3 tRNA genes and 3 rRNA genes are annotated in these 5,722 nt (G+C 53.6%); all 6 read left to right on the top strand.

From position 1 onward, the window contains the following. Positions 1 to 368: 368 nt before the first annotated feature. Positions 369 to 1,855: ribosomal RNA gene (locus tag LC060_RS20825) — 16S ribosomal RNA — on the top strand. Positions 1,856 to 2,033: 178 nt separating this feature from the next. Further along, positions 2,034 to 2,110, top strand: a tRNA-Ile gene (locus LC060_RS20830). A gap of 21 nt (positions 2,111 to 2,131) precedes the next feature. Further along, positions 2,132 to 2,207 (top strand) — tRNA-Ala (locus LC060_RS20835). A gap of 282 nt (positions 2,208 to 2,489) precedes the next feature. Continuing rightward, positions 2,490 to 5,280, top strand: a 23S ribosomal RNA gene (locus tag LC060_RS20840). Positions 5,281 to 5,402: 122 nt separating this feature from the next. Further along, a 5S ribosomal RNA gene (rrf, locus tag LC060_RS20845) occupies positions 5,403 to 5,517 on the top strand. The 16S, 23S and 5S rRNA genes sit together here with 3 tRNA genes alongside, the layout of an rRNA operon. 121 nt (positions 5,518 to 5,638) lie before the next feature. Next, a tRNA-Met gene (locus LC060_RS20850) sits at positions 5,639 to 5,715 on the top strand. The last annotated feature ends 7 nt before the right edge of the window (positions 5,716 to 5,722 follow it).

A 5,722-nucleotide genomic window follows, 5' to 3' on the forward strand; every position in this document is an offset into this window, starting at 1 on the left:
TCACTTAGAGGGCCTCTCACCGCAGCGAAGCACGCCGCCAAACACGGCGCTTTGGGGTGGTCGCCACGATAGACGGACAGCTTGTTCCCCGGGTCTTTGAGAAGCGGGGATGGATGGTTGTCCGGTTGTTTCCGTCTCCGGATGGGCGTGGTTGGATCTTTGACATTGTTGGTTTTTAGATGAAGGGACATGTGGGCGACGGCGCCTGCACCTTGGGAGCTTCGGGCTCTATGGTGCAGTTTAAATCAAGCCGATGCCTTATATGTCCTTCGTTTCCATACGTTTGACAAGTGCAGGTATCGGCTCCCGAAGGTTTCGATGTTTGCGGCTGGCAAGGCTTAGGCTTTGTGCCGTGAATATTGTTTCACAAACTTGAGAGTTTGATCCTGGCTCAGAACGAACGCTGGCGGCATGCCTAACACATGCAAGTCGAACGAACCCTTCGGGGTTAGTGGCGCACGGGTGCGTAACACGTGGGAATCTGCCTCTTGGTTCGGAATAACAGTGAGAAATTACTGCTAATACCGGATGATGACTTCGGTCCAAAGATTTATCGCCAAGAGATGAGCCCGCGCAGGATTAGGTAGTTGGTGGGGTAAAGGCCTACCAAGCCGACGATCCTTAGCTGGTCTGAGAGGATGATCAGCCACACTGGGACTGAGACACGGCCCAGACTCCTACGGGAGGCAGCAGTGGGGAATATTGGACAATGGGCGAAAGCCTGATCCAGCAATGCCGCGTGAGTGATGAAGGCCTTAGGGTTGTAAAGCTCTTTTACCAGGGATGATAATGACAGTACCTGGAGAATAAGCTCCGGCTAACTCCGTGCCAGCAGCCGCGGTAATACGGAGGGAGCTAGCGTTGTTCGGAATTACTGGGCGTAAAGCGCGCGTAGGCGGTTACTCAAGTCAGAGGTGAAAGCCCGGAGCTCAACTCCGGAACTGCCTTTGAAACTAGGTGACTAGAATCTTGGAGAGGTCAGTGGAATTCCGAGTGTAGAGGTGAAATTCGTAGATATTCGGAAGAACACCAGTGGCGAAGGCGACTGACTGGACAAGTATTGACGCTGAGGTGCGAAAGTGTGGGGAGCAAACAGGATTAGATACCCTGGTAGTCCACACCGTAAACGATGATAACTAGCTGTCCGGGTTCTTGGAATTTGGGTGGCGCAGCTAACGCATTAAGTTATCCGCCTGGGGAGTACGGTCGCAAGATTAAAACTCAAAGGAATTGACGGGGGCCTGCACAAGCGGTGGAGCATGTGGTTTAATTCGAAGCAACGCGCAGAACCTTACCAGCGTTTGACATCCTCATCGCGATTTCCAGAGATGGATTTCTTCAGTTCGGCTGGATGAGTGACAGGTGCTGCATGGCTGTCGTCAGCTCGTGTCGTGAGATGTTGGGTTAAGTCCCGCAACGAGCGCAACCCTCATCCTTAGTTGCCAGCATTTAGTTGGGCACTCTAAGGAAACTGCCGGTGATAAGCCGGAGGAAGGTGGGGATGACGTCAAGTCCTCATGGCCCTTACACGCTGGGCTACACACGTGCTACAATGGCGGTGACAGTGGGCAGCAAGTGCGCGAGCACAAGCTAATCTCCAAAAGCCGTCTCAGTTCGGATTGTTCTCTGCAACTCGAGAGCATGAAGGCGGAATCGCTAGTAATCGCGGATCAGCATGCCGCGGTGAATACGTTCCCAGGCCTTGTACACACCGCCCGTCACACCATGGGAGTTGGTTTCACCCGAAGGTAGTGTGCTAACCGCAAGGAGGCAGCTAACCACGGTGGGATCAGCGACTGGGGTGAAGTCGTAACAAGGTAGCCGTAGGGGAACCTGCGGCTGGATCACCTCCTTTCTAAGGATTTGGAAGAAAGCGCTCTTGCTAGACGAGAGAAGAGCTTCTCCCATTCCAAAGAACATGCCGTCGTCCTCATGTCCCTTCATCACTGGAGATAGCGATCGAGAGATCGTTATACGCCTGAGCTGGCTCACGCCGCCCGCGGCCCATTGTGGCCTGCTTGGCGCGGCAAGTTGGGCCTGTAGCTCAGTTGGTTAGAGCGCACCCCTGATAAGGGTGAGGTCAGTGGTTCGAATCCACTCAGGCCCACCACTTGCCAGTCTACCAAGACACGGGGCCTTAGCTCAGCTGGGAGAGCGGTTGCTTTGCAAGCATCAGGTCATCGGTTCGATCCCGATAGGCTCCACCATCTTGCGTCATGCAAGGTGGTGAGCGTGTTTGGGTAGACGCTCTTTGAAACTCCAGGGATGAAGCGAAACAGTTCCGACCTTCGGGTCGGTTACGCGGGATTTGCCCGCAGATCTTTGACATTGTGAATGGGTTTTTTAATCGATGCCGTGGCGCATGGATTATCCAGACGTTGGGTAATCAACCATGCGTTACAACAGATTTTATTATCTGGCTGAGATAATCGTCCATACCTAGCACGACGCAGTCTCTATGCAGGGCTGTCGTTGATGGTGTGGATTCTCAAGCGTGAGGTAAGAGCATCTGGTGGATGCCTTGGCATGTACAGGCGATGAAGGACGTGGCACGCTGCGATAAGCGTCGGGGAGTTGTGAGCAAACTTTGATCCGGCGATTTCCGAATGGGGAAACCCACCTTCACCATTTCTCTCGATCTTTGGTTCGCCAAAGTTTGAGTGAGGTGGATAAGGTATCACCGAGCTGAATATATAGGCTTGGTGAAGCGAACCTGGTGAACTGAAACATCTAAGTAACCAGAGGAAAAGACATCAACCGAGATTCCGTTAGTAGTGGCGAGCGAACGCGGACCAGGCCAGTGCCTGGAACTAAACTAGCAGAACACTTTGGAAAGAGTGGCCATAGCGGGTGACAGCCCCGTATGCAAAAGTGAGGTTCCAGGACTTGAGTAGGGCGGGACACGTGAAATCCTGTCTGAACATGGGGGGACCACCCTCCAAGCCTAAATACTCGTACATGACCGATAGCGAACCAGTACCGTGAGGGAAAGGTGAAAAGCACCCCGATGAGGGGAGTGAAACAGTACCTGAAACCGGATGCTTACAAGCAGTTGGAGCCCCATAGGGGGTGACAGCGTACCTCTTGCATAATGGGTCAGTGACTTAATGTACCATGCAAGCTTAAGCCGTTAGGTGTAGGCGCAGCGAAAGCGAGTCTGAACAGGGCGACTGAGTATGGTGTATTAGACCCGAAACCCGGCGATCTAGGCATGACCAGGTTGAAGGTGCGGTAACACGCACTGGAGGACCGAACCGTTGAATGTTGAAAAATTCTCGGATGAGTTGTGTTTAGGGGTGAAAGGCCAATCAAGCCGGGAAATAGCTGGTTCTCCGCGAAATCTATTGAGGTAGAGCGTCGAATGTATGCCGTTGGGGGTAGAGCACTGGATGGATGCGGGGGTCGCGAGATCTACCAATTCTAACCAAACTCCGAATACCAACGAGTCTTGTTCGGCAGACAGACGGCGGGTGCTAAGGTCCGTCGTCAAAAGGGAAACAGCCCTAACCTACAGCTAAGGTCCCCAAGTCATCACTAAGTGGGAAAGCATGTGGGAATCCCAAAACAACCAGGAGGTTGGCTTAGAAGCAGCCATCCTTTAAAGAAAGCGTAACAGCTCACTGGTCTAAATAAGGGTTCCTGCGGCGAAAATGTAACGGGGCTAAAGTGATGCACCGAAGCTTAGGGTTCAGACACTAGTCTGAGCGGTAGCGGAGCGTTCCGTAAGCGAGTGAAGCTCGAGGGTAACCGAGGGTGGACGTATCGGAAGTGCGAATGCTGACATGAGTAGCGACAAAGAGGGTGAGATGCCCTCTCGCCGAAAGACCAAGGGTTCCTGCTTAAAGCTAATCTGAGCAGGGTAAGCCGGCCCCTAAGACGAGCCCGAAGGGGGTAGTCGATGGGAACCACGTTAATATTCGTGGGCCTGGTGGTGTGTGACGGATTGCGTGTGTTGTACGTTCTTATCGGATTGAACGTGCTTCGAAGCAGTCCCAGGAAATAGCCCCACCGTATAGACCGTACCCGAAACCGACACAGGTGGTCAGGTAGAGTATACCAAGGCGCTTGAGAGAAGTATCCTGAAGGAACTCGGCAAATTGCCTCCGTACCTTCGGAAGAAGGAGGCCCCGGCTATGCGCAAGCACTGTCGGGGGGCACAGGCCAGGGGGTAGCGACTGTTTAGCAAAAACACAGGGCTCTGCTAAGTCGGCTTCAAGACGACGTATAGGGTCTGACGCCTGCCCGGTGCCGGAAGGTTAAGAGGAGGAGTGCAAGCTCCGAATTGAAGCCCCGGTAAACGGCGGCCGTAACTATAACGGTCCTAAGGTAGCGAAATTCCTTGTCGGGTAAGTTCCGACCTGCACGAATGGCGTAACGACTTCCCCACTGTCTCCAGGATATGCTCAGCGAAATTGAATTCTCCGTGAAGATGCGGAGTACCCGCGGTTAGACGGAAAGACCCCGTGCACCTTTACTGCAGCTTCAGAGTGGCATTGGAAAATTATTGTGTAGCATAGGTGGGAGGCTTTGAAACATCGGCGCCAGCTGGTGTGGAGCCATAGGTGAAATACCACCCTGTGATTTTTTAATGTCTAACTGCGTACCGTTAGCCGGTACCGGGACCCTCTGTGGCGGGTAGTTTGACTGGGGCGGTCGCCTCCTAAAGAGTAACGGAGGCGCGCGATGGTAGGCTCAGGCCGGTTGGAAACCGGCTGCAAGAGTGCAATGGCATAAGCCTGCCTGACTGCGAGATTGACGAATCGAGCAGAGACGAAAGTCGGTCATAGTGATCCGGTGGTCCCTCGTGGAAGGGCCATCGCTCAACGGATAAAAGGTACGCCGGGGATAACAGGCTGATGATTCCCAAGAGCTCATATCGACGGAATCGTTTGGCACCTCGATGTCGGCTCATCACATCCTGGGGCTGGAGCAGGTCCCAAGGGTTTGGCTGTTCGCCAATTAAAGTGGTACGTGAGCTGGGTTCAGAACGTCGCGAGACAGTTTGGTCCCTATCTGCCGTGGGCGTCGATACTTGAGAGGAGTTGTCCCTAGTACGAGAGGACCGGGATGAACATACCTCTGGTGTACCTGTCGTGGCGCCAGCCGCGCAGCAGGGTAGCTATGTATGGAAGGGATAACCGCTGAAAGCATCTAAGCGGGAAGCCTCCCTCGAGATTAGGTATCATCGAGTCGTGATAGACCATCACGTTGATAGGCCAGGTGTGGAAGCGCGGTAACGCGTGAAGCTAACTGGTCCTAATAACTCTGTTCATGCTTGTAGAATCCCACCATCAATGACAGTCCTGCCAAGGGCTCTCGGCGATGATCGGACGATCAATCAGCCAGACACACATAAATCTGCACGGACTTCATCGATTAAAAATCTTGCGCTCGCTCCATTGCTTGGTGGCCATAGCGGCAGTGACCCACCCGATCCCATCTCGAACTCGGACGTGAAACCTGCCAGCGCCGATGGTACTTACGCTCAAGCGTTGGAAGAGTAGGACGTCGCCAGGCATTGAAGCCAGCGCAAGATCATAAAACCCATCACAATGACAAAAGGCCCCAAAGGCCTCTTAAAAAGGGCCCTCCAAAAAGGGCCCTTTTTGCGTCTCTACAAGACGCTCAACATCGGTGACGCGGGGTGGAGCAGCCCGGTAGCTCGTCAGGCTCATAACCTGAAGGTCGTAGGTTCAAATCCTACCCCCGCAACCAACACCAA

It is taken from the genome of Novosphingobium profundi (assembly GCF_020524485.1).
GTDB classification, from domain to species: domain Bacteria; phylum Pseudomonadota; class Alphaproteobacteria; order Sphingomonadales; family Sphingomonadaceae; genus Novosphingobium; species Novosphingobium profundi_A.